This window comes from Micromonospora yongxingensis, from assembly GCF_052601155.1.
The window spans coordinates 26,829-44,048 of record NZ_JBQXEO010000025.1 but is presented as its reverse complement, the minus strand read 5'-3'; the positions used below and the strand labels follow the sequence as shown (position 1 = coordinate 44,048).

The 17,220-nt window shown below is 75.0% G+C and carries 17 protein-coding genes; 9 read left to right on the top strand and 8 right to left on the bottom strand.

Annotated elements, in window-relative coordinates; translation table 11 throughout:
* Nucleotides 1-70: 70 nt before the first annotated feature.
* Nucleotides 71-838 (bottom strand): enoyl-ACP reductase FabI, encoded by a 768-nt coding sequence (gene fabI, locus ACTWLT_RS25305; RefSeq protein WP_445320503.1) that lies wholly within the window; start codon nt 836-838, stop codon nt 71-73.
* A 36-nt stretch (nt 839-874) separates the two neighbouring features.
* Complete coding sequence (gene fabG / locus ACTWLT_RS25300; protein WP_252419969.1) at nt 875-1,579, bottom strand: 3-oxoacyl-ACP reductase FabG; 705 nt, start codon at nt 1,577-1,579, stop codon at nt 875-877.
* A gap of 155 nt (nt 1,580-1,734) precedes the next feature.
* Between fabG and ACTWLT_RS25295 the strand changes: the two genes are divergently transcribed.
* The 4 genes from ACTWLT_RS25295 to ACTWLT_RS25280 all read left to right on the top strand — a co-directional run bounded on the left by ACTWLT_RS25295 (nt 1,735) and on the right by ACTWLT_RS25280 (nt 5,869).
* Nucleotides 1,735-2,973: a sensor histidine kinase gene (locus ACTWLT_RS25295; RefSeq protein ID WP_445320502.1), complete on the top strand. Its 1,239-nt coding sequence runs from the start codon at nt 1,735-1,737 to the stop codon at nt 2,971-2,973.
* Nucleotides 2,970-3,632 (top strand): response regulator, encoded by a 663-nt coding sequence (locus ACTWLT_RS25290; RefSeq protein WP_252419971.1) that lies wholly within the window; start codon nt 2,970-2,972, stop codon nt 3,630-3,632. The genes ACTWLT_RS25295 and ACTWLT_RS25290 overlap by 4 nt, the downstream gene beginning before the upstream one ends.
* A 99-nt stretch (nt 3,633-3,731) precedes the next feature.
* Nucleotides 3,732-4,637, top strand: coding sequence for an alpha/beta hydrolase (locus tag ACTWLT_RS25285; RefSeq protein WP_445320501.1), 906 nt, complete (start codon nt 3,732-3,734; stop codon nt 4,635-4,637).
* On the top strand, nt 4,634-5,869 hold the full coding sequence (locus ACTWLT_RS25280) for an acyltransferase family protein (protein WP_445320500.1): 1,236 nt from the start codon (nt 4,634-4,636) through the stop codon (nt 5,867-5,869). The genes ACTWLT_RS25285 and ACTWLT_RS25280 overlap by 4 nt, the downstream gene beginning before the upstream one ends.
* Before the next feature lie 347 nt (nt 5,870-6,216).
* On the opposite strand, the gene ACTWLT_RS25275 is transcribed toward ACTWLT_RS25280, so the two are convergent.
* The 3 genes from ACTWLT_RS25275 to ACTWLT_RS25265 are packed head-to-tail and all read right to left on the bottom strand — an operon-like array spanning nt 6,217 to nt 9,250.
* Nucleotides 6,217-7,167 carry a VWA domain-containing protein gene (locus tag ACTWLT_RS25275; RefSeq protein ID WP_252419974.1) on the bottom strand — a complete coding sequence of 317 codons (951 nt, stop codon included), beginning with the start codon at nt 7,165-7,167 and terminating at the stop codon, nt 6,217-6,219.
* Nucleotides 7,164-8,165 carry a DUF58 domain-containing protein gene (locus ACTWLT_RS25270; protein ID WP_445320539.1) on the bottom strand — a complete coding sequence of 334 codons (1,002 nt, stop codon included), beginning with the start codon at nt 8,163-8,165 and terminating at the stop codon, nt 7,164-7,166. The genes ACTWLT_RS25275 and ACTWLT_RS25270 overlap by 4 nt, the downstream gene beginning before the upstream one ends.
* Entirely contained in the window at nt 8,144-9,250 is a 1,107-nt protein-coding gene (locus ACTWLT_RS25265) for an AAA family ATPase (protein WP_252419975.1), read from the bottom strand. Before ACTWLT_RS25265 ends, ACTWLT_RS25270 begins: the two co-directional genes overlap by 22 nt.
* Before the next feature lie 241 nt (nt 9,251-9,491).
* On the opposite strand from ACTWLT_RS25265, the gene ACTWLT_RS25260 reads away from it, so the two are divergent.
* From ACTWLT_RS25260 to ACTWLT_RS25250, 3 genes are all read left to right on the top strand, one after another.
* Nucleotides 9,492-9,725 carry a hypothetical protein gene (locus ACTWLT_RS25260; RefSeq protein WP_445320499.1) on the top strand — a complete coding sequence of 78 codons (234 nt, stop codon included), beginning with the start codon at nt 9,492-9,494 and terminating at the stop codon, nt 9,723-9,725.
* Between the two features lie 322 nt (nt 9,726-10,047).
* On the top strand, nt 10,048-10,689 hold the full coding sequence (locus ACTWLT_RS25255) for a PH domain-containing protein (RefSeq protein WP_445320498.1): 642 nt from the start codon (nt 10,048-10,050) through the stop codon (nt 10,687-10,689).
* A 40-nt stretch (nt 10,690-10,729) separates the two neighbouring features.
* Nucleotides 10,730-12,268, top strand: coding sequence for a PH domain-containing protein (locus tag ACTWLT_RS25250; protein ID WP_445320497.1), 1,539 nt, complete (start codon nt 10,730-10,732; stop codon nt 12,266-12,268).
* Nucleotides 12,269-12,286: 18 nt separating this feature from the next.
* Here ACTWLT_RS25250 and ACTWLT_RS25245 read toward each other — a convergent pair whose 3' ends face one another.
* Nucleotides 12,287-13,384: a phosphatase PAP2 family protein gene (locus ACTWLT_RS25245; RefSeq protein WP_445320496.1), complete on the bottom strand. Its 1,098-nt coding sequence runs from the start codon at nt 13,382-13,384 to the stop codon at nt 12,287-12,289.
* A 150-nt stretch (nt 13,385-13,534) separates the two neighbouring features.
* Here ACTWLT_RS25245 and ACTWLT_RS25240 point away from each other — a divergent pair, with 150 nt between their 5' ends.
* Nucleotides 13,535-13,939 (top strand): thioesterase family protein, encoded by a 405-nt coding sequence (locus ACTWLT_RS25240; protein WP_445320495.1) that lies wholly within the window; start codon nt 13,535-13,537, stop codon nt 13,937-13,939.
* Nucleotides 13,936-14,766, top strand: coding sequence for an MBL fold metallo-hydrolase (locus tag ACTWLT_RS25235; protein WP_445320494.1), 831 nt, complete (start codon nt 13,936-13,938; stop codon nt 14,764-14,766). The genes ACTWLT_RS25240 and ACTWLT_RS25235 overlap by 4 nt, the downstream gene beginning before the upstream one ends.
* 116 nt (nt 14,767-14,882) lie before the next feature.
* Here the strand turns inward: ACTWLT_RS25235 and ACTWLT_RS25230 are convergent, their stop codons facing one another.
* Nucleotides 14,883-15,818 carry a PfkB family carbohydrate kinase gene (locus ACTWLT_RS25230; protein ID WP_445320493.1) on the bottom strand — a complete coding sequence of 312 codons (936 nt, stop codon included), beginning with the start codon at nt 15,816-15,818 and terminating at the stop codon, nt 14,883-14,885.
* 139 nt (nt 15,819-15,957) lie between these two features.
* Nucleotides 15,958-17,109 (bottom strand): XdhC family protein, encoded by a 1,152-nt coding sequence (locus tag ACTWLT_RS25225; RefSeq protein WP_445320492.1) that lies wholly within the window; start codon nt 17,107-17,109, stop codon nt 15,958-15,960.
* Nucleotides 17,110-17,220 lie beyond the last annotated feature (111 nt).

Genomic DNA, 17,220 nt, shown 5'->3' with positions numbered 1-17,220 from the left:
CCCGGCGACGCCCCCTGCTCCGGCCGGCGTGGATCACACGGGCCGACGGTCGGGGGCGCCGCCGGGAACGTCAGGCGCCGATGGCGTGGTAGCCGCCGTCGACGTGCACGATCTCGCCGGTGGTGGCCGGGAACCAGTCGGACAGCAGCGCCAGGCAGGCGCGGGCGGCCGGCTCCTGGTCGGTGAGGCTCCAGCCCAGCGGGGCCCGCTGGGTCCAGGCGTCCTCGAACTGGTCGAAGCCGGGGATCGACTTCGCGGCGATGGTGCGCAGCGGCCCGGCGGCGACCAGGTTGCTGCGGATGCCCTGCTTGCCCAGGTGCAGCGCCAGGTAGCGGGACGCGGACTCCAGGCCGGCCTTGGCCACGCCCATCCAGTCGTAGACCGGCCACGCCTTGGTCGCGTCGAAGGTCAGCCCGACCACCGCGCCGCCGGAGGACATCAGCGGCAGCGCCGCCATGGCCAGTGACTTGTACGAGTACGTGGAGACGTGCAGCGCGGTCGCCACGTCCTCCCAGGGGGCGTCGAGGAAGCCGCCGCCGAGGCAGCTCTGCGGCGCGAACCCGATCGAGTGGACGACACCGTCGAGGCCGTCGACGTGCTCGCGGACCCGGTCGGCGAGGCTGGCCAGGTGCTCCGTGTTGGTCACGTCCACCTCGATCACCGGCGCCGGCTCGGGCAGCCGCTTGGCGATCCGCTCGACCAGGGAGAGCCGTCCGAAGCCGGTCAGCACGACCTGCGCGCCGTTCTCCTGGGCGAGCTTCGCCACCGAGAAGGCGATGGAGGCGTCGGTGATGACGCCGGTGACCAGCAGCCGCTTACCGGCGAGCAGTCCGGACATGCAGGGGTTCCTCCGTACGTAGTGAGAAAGCGCTGGTCAGTGGCCCATGCCGAGGCCGCCGTCGACGGGGATCACGGCGCCGGAGACGTACCCGGCGCTGTCGGAGGCCAGCCAGGTGACCACCCCGGCGACCTCGTCCGGGCTGGCCATCCGGCCGGCCGGGATGGACTTGCGGATCTCCGCCTTGCGGTCCTCGGTCAGGCCGGCGGTCATGTCCGTGTCGATGAAGCCGGGCGCCACCACGTTCGCGGTGATGTTGCGGCTGCCCAGCTCCCGGGTGATCGAGCGGGCCACGCCGACCAGGCCGGCCTTGCTGGCGGCGTAGTTGACCTGACCGGCGCCACCGGCGAGGCCGACCACCGACGAGATGAAGATCATGCGGCCCCACTTGGCGCGGAGCATCTTGCCGGAGGCCCGCTTGGCGACCCGGAACGCGCCGGTGAGGTTGGTGTCCAGAACGTCGGTGAACTGCTCCTCGGTCATCCGCAGCAGCAGCGTGTCGGCGGTCATGCCGGCGTTGGCGACCAGCACCTCGACGGGCCCCAACTCGGCTTCCACGGCGGTGAACGCGGCGTCGATCGAGGCGGCGTCGGTGACGTCGGCCCGCACCCCGAACAACCCCTCGGGTGCGTCGCCGCTGCGATGCGTCACCGCCACCCGGTCGCCCTGCTTGGCGAAGGCCTGCGCGATGGCCAAGCCTATTCCCCGGTTGCCCCCGGTCACCAGCACGGTACGGGCCACGGTTCCCCCTTGCGAATGGTCAGCACGGACGCGTCGGAGCCTAGGCGTTACCGGCAGGTAAGCGCTAACGGGAGCCGCGTCACACCGGGGTATGACACCGGGATCAACCCCTGGTGGCACGCCTGACGGGGGTGCCGGCCCGTAGCCTCCCGGTGGTGAACCGGCAACCGATCGCCGCGGCCCTGCACGCCTTACGGCAGACCCTGTTGGGCCCGGACGCGCGGGTCGACCGACCGCTGCTGGCCCGCTGGCCCAGGCTGGCCCGGTACGCCGCCCCGGCCGGGCTGCTCGCCGCGCTCGGCCTCTTCTGGATCACGCTGGCCGTGGAGAGCGACTGGGGCCTGCCGACGCCGGTCGCGGTGCTGTTCGCGGCGATGACCGTGGCGCCGCTGCTGGCGCTGCCCCGGCGTCCGCTGCTGGCCTGGCGGCTGACGGTGCTGGCCCTGCTGGTGTGCACGTTCAACGCGCCGACCGACCAGCCCGGGCCGTGGACCCCGCCACTGGCCCTCGGGTCGATCGCGGTGGTCGCCGTGGTCGTCGCGCGGGTCGACCGGCCGGTGTTGGCCTGGGTGGTGGCGATCACCGCGGTGCCGGTGCTCACCCTGGTCCACCCCGAGAACCGGGCCGCCGTCCTGGCGCTGCTCGGCGCGCTGGCGATCGTCGGCGACCAGATCCGGGGCAACCGGCAGTCCCGGCGGGCCCTCGCCGCGCAGACCGAGCTGAGTGAGCGGGAGCAGGAGCGCCGCGCGGTGCTGGAGGAACGCACCCGGATCGCGCGCGAGTTGCACGACGTGGTGGCCCACCACATGTCGCTGATCGCGGTGCAGGCGGAGACCGCCCCGTACCGGCTGACCGACGTGCCGGCGCCCGCCGCCGCGGAGTTCGTGGCCATCGCCTCCTCGGCCCGGGACGCGCTGACCGACATGCGGCGGCTGCTGGGGGTGCTGCGCAGCGAGTCGAGCGGCCCGCAGACGGCGCCACAGCCCGACCTGGCCGATCTGGGCGCGATGGTGGACGCGGCTCGACGCGCCGGACTGCCGGTGACCCTGGACGCGGAGTTGGCCGACGACGAGCGGGTGCCGGCGCCGGTCGGGCTGGCCGCCTACCGGATCGTGCAGGAAGGACTGGCCAACGCGGCCCGGCACGCGGCCGGTGCCGCGGTGCGCGTCACCGTCCACACGGACCGGTCCACCCTGGCGGTACGCGTGCGCAACGCGCCGCCCGACGACGTGGACGCGCGGCCGGGCACCGAGGCCGGCGCCGGGCACGGGCTGACCGGGATGCGGGAGCGGGCCACCTCGCTCGGCGGTACGTTCACCGCCGGGCCGCTGCCCGGCGGGGGTTACGAGGTGGCGGCCGAACTGCCGTACGAGGCGGAGGGCGGGGACCGATGATCAAGGTGTTGATCGCCGACGACCAGGCGATGGTCCGGCAGGGCTTCGGCGCGCTGCTCGCCGCCCAGCCGGACCTGCTGGTGGTGGGCGACGCCGCCGACGGCGCCCAGGCCGTCGCCGCCGCCCGCCGGCTCGACCCGGACGTGGTGCTGATGGACGTTCGCATGCCGGTCATGGACGGGTTGGCGGCCACCCGCAAGCTGCTCGGCGACCGGTCGGCGCAGCGCCCCCGGGTGCTCATCCTCACCACCTTCGACCTGGACGACTACGTGTACGAGGCGCTGCGCGCCGGGGCCAGCGGCTTCCTGCTCAAGGACGCCCCGGCGGCCGACCTGGTGCAGGCCGTGCGGGTGGTGGCGGCCGGGGACGCCCTGCTCGCCCCGGCGGTCACCCGTCGGCTGATCGCCGAGTTCGCCGCCCGCCCGGACCGCCGCCGGCCCCGCCCCACCGACCTGGCCGGCCTCACTCCACGGGAGACCGAGGTGCTGCGGTTGATCGCCCGAGGTCGCAACAACGCGGAGATCGCCGCCGACCTGGTGGTGGCCGAGCAGACCGTGAAGACGCACGTCGGGCGGATCCTGGCCAAGCTGGGGCTGCGGGACCGGGCCCAGGCCGTCGTGCTGGCGTACGAGACGGGTCTGGTCGCCGCCGGCGAGTAGCTCCGCGGAGCCAGCCCGGGAACGGCTCCCCGGGACGACGCCCGAGCGCCACCCACCGGCGCAGTCTCCCTCCGGACCACATTCCGGAGGGAGAGCGCGATGCGACGACGAGGTGCCGGGCGGCTGGCGCTGGCCGTACTGCTCGGGGTGAACCTGGTTCTGCCCGGCCGGGCCGAGCCGGCGGCGGCGGCCGGGTTCGTCGAGGCGTACCCGGTCACGGCGGCGGCGATGCGCGCGGCCGGCCCCCCGTACGCGGACTGGGCGGCGGTCGGACGCCGGTTCCTGACGTTCGACCCGCGCGGCGACGGACGTGCGGTGGAGGTGCTCGGCGACCTGGCCGAGGCGGACCGGATCGCGGTGCTGGTGCCCGGTGTGGGCAGCACGCTGGCCGACTTCGACCGAGGGCTGGGCGGGGTGGCCCACCGGGCGCCGGCGGTGCAGGCCGAGCAGTTGTACCGGGTTGCGCGGTCGGCCGACCCGACCGCTCGGGTCGCGGTGCTGGCCTGGCTCGGCTACGACCCACCCGACGGGGTGCTGACCGCCGCCGACGGCGCCGGTGCCCGGCGCGGCGCGGTCGCGATGGCCGCGCTGCTGAGGGAGCTGGCGGAGCGGCGTCCCGCCGCCACGATCACCCTGATCGGGCACAGTTACGGCTCGCTGGTGGTGTCGCTGGCCGCGGCGGACGCCCCACCGCAGGTCACTGACGTGGTCAGCCTCGGCGGGATCGGCGCCGGGGTGCAGCACGCCGACGAACTGCCCGGCGGCGCACGGTTCTGGGCGGCCGAGGCGCCCACCGACTGGATCCGCCGGGTGCCGCCGGTGCGGTTGGTCGGCCTCGGGTACGGCCGGCGTCCCGGCGACCCGGCGTTCGGCGCCCGACCGCTCCCGGTGGCCGGGGTGGCGGGGCACGACGGCTACCTGGTTCCGGGCAGCGCCGCGCTGGTCGCGGTGGCGGCGGTCGTGCGGGACGGGGCCGACGCCGAGCGGGCGGGGAACGCCCGGTGAGCCGTGACCGCGCGGTCGACGCGCTGCGGGCGTACGCCATCGGCGGGGTGGTGTTGGGGCACTGGCTGGTCACCGGCCTGGTGCTGAACGACGGCGGCGGGCTGCACCAGGCCAGTCCGCTGAGCGCGGTGCCGGCGCTGGCGCCGGTGACCTGGGTGTTGCAGACGCTCGGGTTGTTCTTCTTCGCCGCCGGGTTCGGCTCGGCCCGGTCGCTGGCCCGCCACCGGGGTGGGTCGGGCGGTTGGCTGGCCGGCCGCCTGCGCCGGCTGCTCCTGCCCGCGGTGGCGCTGCTGGGCGTGGGTGCGGCCGTGTTGCTCGCCGCCACCGTGGCCGGCACCCCGGACGACACGCTCGCCGTGGCGCTGCGGCTCGCGGTCAGTCCACTGTGGTTCCTGCTGCCGCTGCTGCTCCTGGTCGCGTCGACCGGTCCGTTGGTCACCGCCGTCCGGCGGTGGGGTGTGGCGCGCTGTGTGGCGCCGGCGGTGGCCGTGGTGGCGGTGGCCGACCTGGTGACGCGCCTGCTGCCGGCCGGGGTCGACGTGCCGCCGGTGACGGTGGTGGTGGCCTGGGCGGTGCCGTACCTGCTGGGGGTGGCGCACGCCGACGGGCGGCTGGCCGGCCGCCGGGTGGCGGTTGCGCTGGCCGGTGGCGGCGCCGCCGCGCTGGTGGCGCTGCTGGCGCTGGGCTACCCGGTCAGTGCGGTCGGGGTGCCCGGGGCGGGGGTGTCGAACCTGAACCCGCCGTCGCTGCTGGCGGTGGCGTTGGCGGTCACCCAGGTCGGGCTGGGGCTGCTCGCCCGGCCGGCCCTGGAACGGCTGCTGGCCCGACCACTGCCGAGCCGGGCGGTGACCGAGGTCAACCGGAACGCCGTGCGGATCTACCTGTGGCACCAGCCGGTGCTGGTCGCGGTGACCGCGCTCCTCGCCCGGGGCGGGCTGGCCCTGCCGGGGCTGCACACCGCGCCGGACGACCCCGGCTGGGTGCTGGCCCGGTGCTGCTGGCTGCCCCTTTTCGCCGCGGTGCTGGTCACGCTGGTACGGGCGGGCCGGCCGTCGGAGCGGAAGGGGCCAGCCGGGCGGTGGAGGGGTCGCCGGCCGGTCGGCCGAGTGCGTCCCGGCGGCGCCCCGGGTGTACGATCATCGACGTTCCGGCCCGGCCGACTTCAGGAGGTGATCGCTGTGCGAGATAGCGATCCTCCCAGTCGTGGCCGGGCCGATGGTCAGCCCCGCTGAGCCACGACTCAGTCTGGTGAGCTGACCCCGCTCCGCTCCCCGCCACCCGGCAACGCCGAGGTGCGCGTGCCGCGCCGTCCGATCCCGGACGGTCGCCGGGAGCCGCCCGGTCACGACTTCGTGTGCGCGTCCCCACCCCCTGCGGTCCGCCCCCGCACGCGGACCGTCCAGCCGCCACCCGGAGCCGTCCATGAGCCGCTACGTCGCCCCGCTGGGCTTCACCCTCGCCGCCGTCTGGGTGGCCGTCGTCTTCGTCCTGGCCGGCGGCGGTCACTGACCGTCGCTCACCCGCCCCGTCACGCCGCCCCGACGGGCGGTGCCCGGGACCAGCCCGGGCACCGCCGACGTCAGAGCATCCGTGACGACCAGAGCAGGCTGAGCGCGCCGGCGCAGAGCGCCAGCAGCAACGCCACCCCGGCGTACCACTGGGTCACCTCGCGAGGCTCGGTACGGAAGCCGATCGAGCTGCCCATGTCCTGGTAGACCTGCTTCAGCTCGCTCACCGACGCCGCCTCGTAGAAGTAGCCCTCGGTGGTCTCCGCCAGCTCGGCCAGGGCCAACCGGTCCACCGGCACCCGCTGGAGTTGACCGCCGATGTCGACCTGCCCCGTGTCGGTGCCGAAGGCGATGGTGGAGACCGGCACGTTGGCCGCCTGCGCGGCGGCCGCGGCCTCCTCCACCGACCGGCCGGACGTCCGGAACCCGTCGGAGAGCAGCACGATCCGCGCCGGTGGGATACCCGCCGCCCCGTCGGCCGGCACGGACCGGATCGCCTCCAGGCAGGTGAACACCGCCTCACCGGTGGCGGTCGCCTCGGCCAGCACCAGCCCGTCGATCGCACTGGTCACCGCGTCCCGGTCCTTGCCCGGCGGCACCAGCACGTTGGCCGCCTTGGCGAACGAGACGAGGCCGAGGTTGTAGCTCTCCGGCAGCTCGCCGACGAACTGCTTGGCCGCCTCCTGGGCCGCCTCCAGCCGGTTCGGTGCCACGTCGTCGGCCTGCATGGACAGCGACACGTCGATGGCGAGCATCACGGTGGCCCGCTCCAGCGGCTCCTTGGTGTCCACCGCGGGTCGGGCCAGCGCGGTGGCCAGCACCAGCAGGCAGAGCAGGAAGGCGGTGGCCGGAACGTGGCGACGCCAGCCCAGCCCCTTCGGGGCCACCGTGCGCAGCAGATCCACGTTGGTGAACCGCATGGCGTACGCCCGGCGGTGCAGCTGCCGCCAGATGTAGAACGCGGCGAGTGCGAGGACCGGCAGAACAGCCAGCAGCCACCACGGTTGCATGAAACGGATCATCGTGTCGTCCCCCGGGTGCGCGCATGCCGCTGCGCGGCCACGAAACGCACCATGTCCAGCAGCCAGTCTCGGTCGGTACGCAGACGCAGGTGGGCCGCGCCGGCGCCGCGCAGGGCGGCGGCGATGGTGGCCCGCTGGGCGGCGGCGGCGTCGGCGTAGCGCTGCCGCAGCCGCGGGTCGGCGGTCTGCACCTCGTGCAGCTCGCCGCTCTCCGGGTCGACCACCGGCAGCACGCCCACGTCGGGCAGCTCCAGCTCGCGCGGGTCGACCACCTCGATCGCCAGCAGGTCGTGACGGACCCGCAGCTTGCGCATCGGCCGCGCCCACTGCTCGGCCGGCGCGAGGAAGTCCGAGACCACCACGGCCACCCCGCGCCGTCGGGGCGGCCGGTTGAGCATCTCGATCAGGGCGCCCAGATCACCCCGACCGGGCTGGATCGCGGTGCCGGCGACGGCACGCAGCAGACCCTGCGCCTCCTTGCGGCCGGAGCGGGCCGGCAGCCGGGTGAGCACCCCGGGCCCGGGCGGCGGTGCGCCACCCCGCCAGCGTCGGGTCGGCGCGGGCGCGCCGCCGCCGGTGCCGATCACCGCGCCGATCCGGTTACCGCCCCGCACGGTGAGGTGGGTGATGGCGGCCGCGGCGGCCACCACCACCTCCCGCTTGAGCCACTGGCCGGTGCCGAAGTCCAGGCTGGCCGAGAGGTCCAACGCCAGCCACGTCTCCAACTCCCGGTCGGCGACCGTACGCCGCACGTGCGGCGTCGTGGTCCGCGCGGTGACCGGCCAGTCCATCCGGCGGACGTCGTCGCCGGGGCGGTACTCCCGCGACTCACCGGCCTCGCTGCCCGGCCCGGGCAGCAGCCCGGCGTAGTCGCCCTGGAGCATGCCGTCGAGTTTGCGGGTGACCAGCAGCTGGAGCCGGGACAGCACGGCCTCACTGCGATCGGCGAGAGGGGCGGGTCGAGGGGTGGGTGAGGTCACGGGCGCTGCCCGGGCCAGCCTGCGCCCGGCGGCGGTGCCGTCGGCGACGGGGATGCCTGCTGCCGGGGGGCGACCGCCGGGAGCGGGATGGTGGACATCACCCGGTGCACGATGTGGTCGGCCGGCACGTCGTCGGCGAGCGCGTCGTAGCTGAGCACCAGCCGGTGCCGCAGGATGTCCGGGGCGATGTCCTGCACGTCCTGCGGCAGCGCGTAGTCCCGTCCGCGCAGCAGCGCCAGCGCGCGGGTGGCCCGGACCAGGCCGAGCGAGGCGCGCGGGCTGGCGCCGTACTGGATCAGCTGGGCGACGTCCGGCATGCCGTGCTCGGCCGGAGCGCGGGTGGCGAGCACCAGGCGGACCGCGTAGTCCACCAGCGCGTTGTGCACGAAGACCTGATCCGCCTTGCGTTGCAGGGCGATCAGGTCGGGGGTGTCGAACACCGCCGACGGCTCCGGCGCGGCGACGCCCATCCGGTAGACGATCTCCCGCTCCTCGGCGTCGGTCGGATAGCCCACCACGATCTTCATGAGGAACCGGTCCCGCTGCGCCTCCGGCAGCGGGTAGACGCCCTCCTGCTCGATCGGGTTCTGGGTGGCCATCACGAGGAACGGGTCCGGCACCCGGTGACTCTCCCCGCCGATGGAGACCTGCCGCTCGCTCATCACCTCCAGCAGCGCCGACTGCACCTTGGCCGGCGCGCGGTTGATCTCGTCGGCGAGCAGGAAGTTGACGAAGACCGGGCCCAGCTCGACGTCGAACTTCTCGCTGGACTGCCGGTAGATCCGGGTGCCCATGATGTCGGCCGGCACCAGGTCCGGGGTGAACTGCACCCGGGCGAAGGACCCGCCGACGACCTTGGCGAGGGTCTCCACCGCCAGGGTCTTGGCCACCCCCGGCACCCCTTCGAGGAGGCAGTGACCGCGGGCGAGCAGCGCCACGAACATCCGCTCCACCATCCGGTCCTGCCCGACGATGACCCGTTTGATCTCGAACAGTGCCCGCTCGAGCAGGGTGGCGTCCTGCGCGGGGGTAGTCACCGGCTCGGGTCTGTCCGGAGCCGCCCCGTTCGGCGTCGGGGCATCGGGCATGGTCGGCTGGGCCACCGGTCCTCCACAGCGTTGGTCGGTCGTCGCGGCTGGTGCGGTATCAAGACTCGCACGCCTACCTGAGTGTCGAGGTGGGGAGAAGCCGATTTTCGCCGCGCCGTCCCGAGCGGCCAAATCGCCCGTCACGGGTGGACACGGACCGGCCCGCCGCGTGTACGATTCACCCCGTCGCCGGGCGGCTCCCCCCGTGGCCGCCCGGCGCTCAAATTCTCCGTCGCGCCGCCCTAGACTGGCCGTGATGAGCACCCCTTCCCCCGCCGCCGGCGAGGCCCTGATCTGCTCGGCCCGTGGCTGCCGCGCCCCCGCCGTGTGGGCGTTGGAGTGGAACAATCCGCGCCTGCACGACCCCGAGCGACGCAAGACCTGGCTGGCCTGCGCCGAGCACCGGGGCAGCCTCGGCGACTTCCTGGACGCTCGCGGCTTCCTGCGCGCCGTCACACCGGTGCCCGGATCGCCTACCCTCGACATGTGAGCGAGCGCAGCGAGCGAACCATCTGGCACAGCAGCGTGGCGCCTCACGCCGCTGCCGAGCGGAGCGAGGCGGCGGCGTGAGCGAGCGCAGCGAGCGAACCATCTGGCACAGCAGCGTGGCGCCTCGCGTCGCTGCCGAGCGGAGCGAGGCGGCGGCGTGAGCGAGCGCAGCGAGCGAACCATCTGGCACAGCAGCGTGGCGCCTCGCGTCGCTGCCGAGCGGAGCGAGGCGGCGGCGTGAGCGAGCGCAGCGGGCGAACCATCTGGCACAGCAGCGTGGCGCCTCGCGCCGGCTGCGCGGACGTGCGGAACGGATCACGTCGGTGAGCGCGGAGGACCGCGTCGACGAACCGGCCGCCGCACCGCCCCCGCCGTCCGCTCCCCTGCCGGCGCACAACCCCGGCCCGCCGCCCGGCGTCGGCGGCCAAGGCCGGGCCGCCGCACCCGGTCCCCTGCTGACCGGCGAGCCGGCCGGGCGGGGCCCGCTGGAGCCATGGCCGGACACGGTGCGCTGGCAGCCGATTTCCTCCGACCTGATCTGGGTGGAGCTGATCCGGTTGGCGATCGTGGTCGCCATCGGGCTGGCGGTGACGGCGGTCGGTTGGGCGCTGAGCGGTCACTGGCTGTTCGGGCTCGCCCTCGCCGTCGTGCTGCTGCTCGGCGCGTGGCGCGCCGTGGCCATCGTCCGCGCGGTCCGGGCCTGGGGGTACGCCGAGCGGGACGACGACCTGCTCGTCCGGCACGGGCTGCTGGTCCGGCGGCTCTCCATCGTTCCGTACTCCCGCATGCAGTTCGTCGATGTCAGCGCCGGGCCGCTGGAGCGCGCCTTCAAGCTGGCCACCGTGCAGTTGCACACGGCCGCAGCGGCGAGTGACGCCCGGGTGCCCGGGCTGCGCCCGGCGGAGGCGTCCCGGCTGCGCGACCGGCTCACCGCGCTCGGCGAGGACCGGGCGGAGGGGCTGTGAGGCTTCGAGCGGGTGACCGGCCGCGTCGGGGGCCGGCCCGATGAGCGACGGTCCCGCCGAGCCGGACACCCGGCCGCCGCCCCTGCCGCCCGGCGGCGCGCCCCCCACCGGCCCACCGCCCGGCGAGCCGGTGCCCCACACCGCCGTGCCCTACGGCGCCGCACCGTACGGCGGCGCGCCGTCCTACGGCGGTGCGCCGCCGTACGGTGCTGTGCCGCCGCAGGTGCCCTATCCCTTGCCGGTGCCGCCGACGGATGGCGACGGCGAACCACGACAGCGGCTGCACCCGCTCAGCCCGCTGCTGCACGGTGCCAAGTCGCTGGTCGTGGTGATCGCCGGGTTGTCCTGGTCGACGCTGTCCCGGGTCGGGTTCGGCTGGTTCGCCGCCATGGTGGTGGTGCTGGCACTCGGCGCGACCGTTCTGTCGGTGATCAGCTGGTACAACACCGGCTACCACGTGGTGGGCCGGGAGCTGCGGGTGTACGAGGGGCTGCTCTGGCGGCGTACCCGGGCCATCCCGCTGGAGCGGTTGCAGGCCGTGGAGGTGGTCCGGCCGCTGCTCGCCCAGCTCACCGGCCTGGCCGAGCTGCGGCTGGAGGTGGTGGGCGGGGGCAAGACCGAGGCGCCGCTGGCGTACCTCGGGGTGGCTGACGCGGCCCGGCTGCGCGAGCGGCTGCTGGCGTTGGCCGGACGGGCGCCGCAGCCGTCCGCGCCGGGCTTCCCGGTGCCCGCCGCGGCCCCCGGGACGGCGCCGCCGGTGGCTGCGCCGGGCCGACCGCTGCACGCGGTACGCAACCAGCACCTGCTGGTCAGCCAGTTGCTCACGCCGCAGGCGTTCCTGCTCCCGTTCGGCCTGGCCTTCGTCGTGGTGCAGTTCGTCACCGCCGGTTCGTGGTCGTTCGTCGCGGTGGCGAGCACGCTGACCGCGATGGCCGGTGTGCTGCTGCAACCGATCCGCCGGGTCCTCGACGACTGGAACTTCCGGCTGGCCCGTGACGGCGGCACGCTGCGGGTGCACAACGGCCTGCTGGAGACCCGGGCGCAGACCGTACCGCTGGACCGGGTGCAGACGGTGGGGGCCACCTGGCCGCTGCTGTGGCGGGTGAACGGCTGGCTGCGGCTGCGGCTGGAGGTGGCGGGGTACTCGGTCGCGGAGGCCGACGACCGCAACCGGCCGGACCGCCTGCTGCCCGTCGGTGACCTGCCGACCGCCACGATGATCGTCGCGGAGGTGCTGCCGGGGGTACGCCTCGACGCGCTGGCGCTGAGCCCGCCGCCGCCCCGGACCCGCTGGCTGCACCCGCTGGGCCGTGGCGCACTGGGCGCCGGCCTGTTCGATCGGGTCTTCGCCACCCGGTCCGGCCTGCTCACCCGGCAGTTGGCGATCGTGCCGTACGCCCGGATCCAGAGCGTGCGGGTGGTGCAGGGGCCGGTGCAGCGCCGGTTGGGGCTGGCCACCGTGCACGCGGACACCGCTGGCGGGTCGGGCGCGGCGGCCCAGGACCGGGACCTGGCGGAGGCGTGGGCACTGGCGGCCGAGCTGACCGCCCGCGCGCACGCCGCCCGGCAGTCCGGCTGAGCCGGCCGACCCTGGGCGTCAGCGGTCGGCGGGTACCGCTGGCTGGTCGGCGCTGCTCCGTCCGACCGGTGCCCGCCGCTCGCCGGCCGGTCGGTCGGGTTCCGGTGGACCGGCGGTGCCGTCCGGCCCGGTGATCTCCGGTGGGGGGCCTGCGGAGCCGGCGCGGCGGGCCCGCACCGCCGCCCACCCGCGCTCGGCGAGGCCGACCACCAGGAAGGTCATCCCGACGTACGCCCAGCCGACCAGGACGTCGATCACGTAGTGCTCACCCGAGTAGACCAGGGTGAACGTCATCGCCAGCGGGTACGCGAGCAGCAGCGGCCACCAGCGGCGGCGGGTGGTGTGCAGGAAGAACAGCACCACGAACAGCGCCCACGCGGTGTGCAGCGACGGCATCGCGGCGACCGGGTTCGAGGCGATCTGGCCGGCGTTGAGCACGTTGCCGGCACCGTGCATGCCGAACGCCCGCCAGCCCCGCGTGGAGATCCGGGCGACCTCGGTGAGCAGCCCGTTCTGCGCCGCCCACCAGGGCGGGGCGGCCGGGTAGATGAAGTAGGTGGCCAGGCCGGCGGCGCACAGGAAGCCCCACCGCCGCATGTACGCCGCCCAGCGGTGCCGGTCCCGCAGCCAGAGCACGGCGGCGGCGGCCAGCGCCACCACGAAGTGCGAGAAGTACACCCAGCTCGCCGCGACGTCGTACCACTGCACCTGCGGGTGGTAGAGGTGCTCCTGCAACCAGATGGTCGGCACCTCGCCGCCGGTGGCCCAGCCGAACATGAACCGGTCGGCGACGATCAGCTCCATCGCGTGCGGGGTGGCGCCGTTGTCGGCGAACCCCCGGGACAGGTTGTACGCGGCCAGCAGCAGCACCACCGGCACCCAGTCCCGGGCGAAGCGCAGGTGGCTGCGCCACGGCCGGTCACTGTTCCAGGCGATGGTCCCCGCCCAGATCCAGACGAAGGCGTACGCGGGGTCGGTGGGCAGCCCGATCCCCAGCCAGGCGGCGACGAACGCCACCGCCCAGATCGTCATGGCGACGACGCGCCGACGACCCCCGTCAGGGGACGCGGGTGGGTCGGTCCGGGCGGGGGGCTGGGGGTCAGTCACGACGGCCATCGCGGTCAAGGTTAGCGACGGGGACGGCATTGACCGACGGCGACCACCCGGAGGACCCGTCCGCAGGTGGGCGGGGGCGGGCTCCGGCGGGTACGGCCGGATCGGCGGGCGCGTGGTCGCCGGGCTCGGCGAGCACCTAGGCTGACGACCATGCAGGAGCAGCCTGAGCCGGCCTTCGCGCCGGGTCTGACCGCCCGGGTCGAGATGACCGTCACGGACGCGGACACCGCCCAGGCGGTCGGTTCCGGGGACGTACCGGTCCTGGGCACTCCCCGGGTGCTCGCGCTGGCCGAGGCGGCGACGGTCGCGGCGACGGCGACCGCGATGCCGTCCGGGTCGACGACCGTGGGGACCCGGGTGGAGCTGGAGCACCTGGCGCCGACCGTGGTCGGCCGGACGGTCCGGGCGCAGGCCCGGCTGGCGGCCGTCGACGGCCGCCGGCTGTCGTTCGAGGTCACCGTCAGCGATGGTGACGAGACGGTGGCCCGGGGCCGGGTGGACCGGATCCTGGTGGATCGGCAGCGCTTCGTCGACCGTGCCGGGCGGCAGTCATGACCACCGGGTTCGTGGAGGTCGCCGACCGGGTGCACGTACGACGTGAGCCCCTGTTGCGCGTCAACGTCACCCTCGTCGTCGGCGACGACGAGGCGCTGCTGGTGGACACCCTCTCCTCGGCCGGTCAGGCCGCCGAGCTGGCCGCCGCCGTCCGCGCGATCACCGACCGTCCGCTGACCCTGGTCAACACCCACCACCACTACGACCACTGCTTCGGCAACGCCGTCCTGGCCGGCGAGCCGTCCCGCCCGGTGTACGCCCACGCGCTGGCCGCCGCGGCGCTGCGCGAGCAGCCGGAGCGGCTGCGCCGGGAGGCGTACGAGGAACTGCGCGGGGAGCACCCGGCGCTCGCCGCTGAACTGGCCGACACCCCGCTGCTGGCCCCGACGCACCCCGTGCACACGGAGGCGGTGCTCGACGTGGGCGGCCGGCGGGTGCTGCTGCGTCACCCGGGGCGGGGGCACACCGATGCCGACCTGGTGGTGCACGTACCGGACGCGGACGTGCTGGTCGCCGGGGACCTGGTGGAGCAGAGCGGGCCGCCCGCCTTCGAGGACTCGTACCCCCTGCAGTGGCCGGACGCCGTCGCGGACCTGCTCCGGCTGACCACCACGCGCACGGTGGTGGTGCCGGGTCACGGCGACCCGGTGGACGTCGAGTTCGTCCGCGCACAGCACGCCGACCTGGCGAGGCTGGCCTGGCTGATCCGGGCCGCGCACACCGGGAGCGCACCGCCGGAACGGGTCGCCGCCGAGGCGCCCTTCGGCGCCCGCGCCGCGCTGACGGCCGCCCGCCGCGGCTACGCCGAACTCGACGGCACGCCCTAACCCACCCCACCCCACCCCACCCCCGCCGATCTTGCGGTTTCTGCCTGGACGAAAACCGCAAAGCGGGCGAAGCGGCGACCGAAACTGCAAGATCGGCGGGTGTCGCCGTTCCGGGGTTAGTTCGTGAAGCGGCGCAGCACGTCGGCGCGGGTGGGCATGGCGGTGGCGCCACCCGGGGACTCGCAGACGAGGCCGGCGACCCGTAGCGCGAACGCCACCCGCCCGACCCAGCCCTCCGGGTCGGCCGGTTCGCCGTCGAGGAGCAGGTCGGCGATCAACGCGGCCATCACCGAGTCGCCGGCGCCGGTGGCGTCCACCGCGTTGACCTTCGGTGCCGGTACGCGGACCGGATCAGCGCCGGCGGCGGCGAGCACCGCGCCGGCCGCGCCGATCGTGACCACCACGGTGGCGGCGCCCAGCTCACGCAGGTACGCGGCCACCCCCTCGACCGGCTCCCGCGGGTAGAGCAGCTCGGCGTCGGCGGCGCTCAGCTTGACCAGGTGCGCGCCGGCGGCGAACTCGGCCACCACCTCGCGCAGCCCGTCCAGGGCGGCCGGCCCGCCCAGCAGCCGGGGGCGCACGTTCGGGTCGAAGACCCGCAACCCGGGGGCGAGTGACCAGGCGCGCCGGGCGGCGGCCAGCGTGGTGGGCTGGAGCAGCACGACCGACCCGCAGTAGAGCACGTCGGCGCCCTCCGTCAGCGCCAGGTTCAGGTCGTCGGGGCCGAGCAGGCCGTAGGAGGGCGGCTCACCGTAGAAGCGGAAGTCGGGTTCCGGGCCGGCGAAGGTGACCACGGCGAGCGCGGTCGGTGCCGGCACGGTGACCGCACCGTCGAGCCCGACGTCGAGCGCGGTCAGGAAGGCGCGGATCCGGTCGGCCAGCACGTCGTCGCCGAGCGATCCGACGAACTGTGCCGCGCCGCCCAGCCGGGTCACCCCGACGGCGACGTTGAGCGGCCCGCCGCCGATCGCCTGCCGGTACATCCGCTCGCCGTCGCGCTCGGTGTCGAGCAGGTCGACCAGCGCCTCGCCGAGCACCGCCGCGTATCCCATCCCGGTCCTTCCGTCGTGGCCAACCGTCCGCCGCCCGCTGTGGCGACCGGCGTGGCACCAGGCTGGCACAGCGCGCGCCCCGGCGGGCGCCGAAGACGCGGTCCGGGTCCCGCCGGACGGCGCGCGGGGCCGGCCGGGGCTACGCCGGGTGGTGGATCGGCCCGGAGAGCGCCGCCAGCGGGTGGCCGGTGCCGCCCCAGCGGCCGGCGACGATCTGCGCGGCGACGCTCACCGCGGTCTCCTCCGGAGTGCGCCCGCCGAGGTCCAGCCCGATCGGCGAGGCGAGTCGGGCGAGCTGCTCCGCGCTGAGCCCCGCCTCGCGCAGTCGCTTGTGCCGCTCGTCGTGGGTGCGTCGTGACCCCATGGCGCCGACGTACGCGAGCCGGTGGCGCAGCGCCAGCTCCAGCAGCGGTACGTCGAACTTCGGGTCGTGGGTCAGGACGCAGACGACGGTCCGTCCGTCGACCCGGCCGGCGTCCAGCTCGTCGCGCAGGTAGCGGTGCGGCCACCGCACCACCACCTCGTCGGCCTCGGGGAAGCGTCGAGTGGTGGCGAAGACCGGGCGGGCGTCGCAGACGGTCACGCGGTAGCCGAGGAACGCGCCGATCCGTGCCACCGCGGCGGCGAAGTCGATCGCCCCGAAGACGATCATCCGGGGTGCGGTGGCGTGGGCGGCCACGAACAGGCTGAGGCCGCTGCCGCGGCGCTGCCCGTGGTACCCGTACCGGAGCATCCCGCTGTGCCCGGCGGCGAGCAGTCCGAGGGCGTCGGCCGTGGCGGCGGCGTCCAGCCGGTCCGCGCCGAGCGAGCCGATCACCTGGTCCCCGGTCAGCACCAGCCGTCGGCCCAGCCGCCCGGCCGGGTCGGCCGGCACCGCGCCTGGCGGATCCGCGGCGTCGGCCGCCACGCAGGTGACCACCGCCGCCGGTCGGCCGGCCCGGCGCGCGTCGGCGACCGCGTCCACCTGCGTGAGGGCAGCGGGCTCGACGCGTTCCACGAACACGTCGAGCACGCCGCCGCAGGTCAGACCCACGGCGTACGCGTCGTCGTCGCTCACTCCGTAGCGGGTCAGCTCGGGTGTGCCGGTGTCGAGCACGTGGCGGGCCCGTTCGTAGAGGTCGGCCTCCACGCAGCCGCCGGAGACGCTGCCGGTGACGGTGCCGTCGGCGGCGACCAGCATGGTGGCGCCCGCCGGCTGTGGCGCCGAGCGCCAGGTCGCCACGACGGTCGCCAGGGCGACGGCCTCGCCGGCCCGGCAGCGGCGGAGCATCTCGTCGAACACGTCCGGCACGCGCTGCCCCGTTTCATGGTGAAAGGAGGAAAACATCCTTACGTGAAGGATATGGTCAGTTTCGTCACGAGGGGGTGTGAGTCGGTGAAGTCCTACGAGGCACTGCGTACC

Excerpts from the sequence above, each read along its gene's own strand:
- ACTWLT_RS25245 (WP_445320496.1), bottom strand. The coding sequence starts at position 13,384 with ATGGCCGTCGTGACTGACCCCCAGCCCCCCGCCCGGACCGACCCACCC.
- ACTWLT_RS25285 (WP_445320501.1), top strand. The coding sequence starts at position 3,732 with ATGCGACGACGAGGTGCCGGGCGGCTGGCGCTGGCCGTACTGCTCGGG.
- ACTWLT_RS25260 (WP_445320499.1), top strand. The coding sequence starts at position 9,492 with ATGAGCACCCCTTCCCCCGCCGCCGGCGAGGCCCTGATCTGCTCGGCC.
- ACTWLT_RS25230 (WP_445320493.1), bottom strand. The coding sequence starts at position 15,818 with ATGGGATACGCGGCGGTGCTCGGCGAGGCGCTGGTCGACCTGCTCGAC.
- ACTWLT_RS25275 (WP_252419974.1), bottom strand. The coding sequence starts at position 7,167 with ATGATCCGTTTCATGCAACCGTGGTGGCTGCTGGCTGTTCTGCCGGTC.
- ACTWLT_RS25235 (WP_445320494.1), top strand. The coding sequence starts at position 13,936 with ATGACCACCGGGTTCGTGGAGGTCGCCGACCGGGTGCACGTACGACGT.
- ACTWLT_RS25250 (WP_445320497.1), top strand. The coding sequence starts at position 10,730 with ATGAGCGACGGTCCCGCCGAGCCGGACACCCGGCCGCCGCCCCTGCCG.
- fabI (WP_445320503.1), bottom strand. The coding sequence starts at position 838 with ATGTCCGGACTGCTCGCCGGTAAGCGGCTGCTGGTCACCGGCGTCATC.
- ACTWLT_RS25240 (WP_445320495.1), top strand. The coding sequence starts at position 13,535 with ATGCAGGAGCAGCCTGAGCCGGCCTTCGCGCCGGGTCTGACCGCCCGG.
- ACTWLT_RS25290 (WP_252419971.1), top strand. The coding sequence starts at position 2,970 with ATGATCAAGGTGTTGATCGCCGACGACCAGGCGATGGTCCGGCAGGGC.